1 protein-coding gene is annotated in these 576 nt (G+C 36.8%); it reads right to left on the bottom strand.

Going from position 1 to position 576, the window contains the following annotated elements:
* Nucleotides 1–563 (bottom strand): asparaginase domain-containing protein (locus tag SB773_RS29955; RefSeq protein ID WP_410593820.1); only part of this gene is annotated, 563 nt, incomplete at its 3' end.
* Between the last annotated feature and the right edge of the window lie 13 nt (nt 564–576).

Raw genomic sequence — 576 nt, 5'->3', positions numbered from 1 at the left:
AAAACACCTTTGTTCTTAGCATCCTTACTAGCAGCAATTTTTACAGCATTATATAAGTTTAAAGGTCCATCTGCACTAATAGCTGTAGCCGGTCTCATTGATCCAACAACCACGACAGGTTTGTTGCTTTTTACGACCAGATTCAGAAAGTAAGCAGTTTCTTCTAATGTATCTGTTCCATGCGTTACGACAATTCCATCAACGTCTTTAGATTTTAATAACTCATTAGTTCGTTTTGCCAACTTTAATAAAGTTTTATTATCCATATTGTTACTGCCAATATTGGCGATTTGTTCACCACTCACATTTGCTACTTGTTTTAGTTCAGGAACAGCTTTAATTAGTGTTTCCACACCAAGTGCACCTGCTTGATAACCAGTTGTGTCAGTATTGGACGTAGCAGACCCTGCAATCGTTCCGCCAGTAGCTAAAATTTTCACATTGTTTAACTTGGGATTTGTTGAAGTTGCTTCTACTTTCTCTTCTTTTGACTTACTATTTGCTGAGCTATGGATAGTGGCGATAGATCCAGAGAATAATAGTGTAACTGATAGAAACGTGATTCCTAGATATTTT

Origin of the sequence: Bacillus sp. SIMBA_074, from assembly GCF_046534555.1 — a bacterium.
GTDB lineage: Bacteria > Bacillota > Bacilli > Bacillales > Bacillaceae_G > Bacillus_A > Bacillus_A mycoides.
Note: the sequence above shows the minus strand (reverse complement) of the source record. Positions and strands in the feature narration are given on the sequence as shown.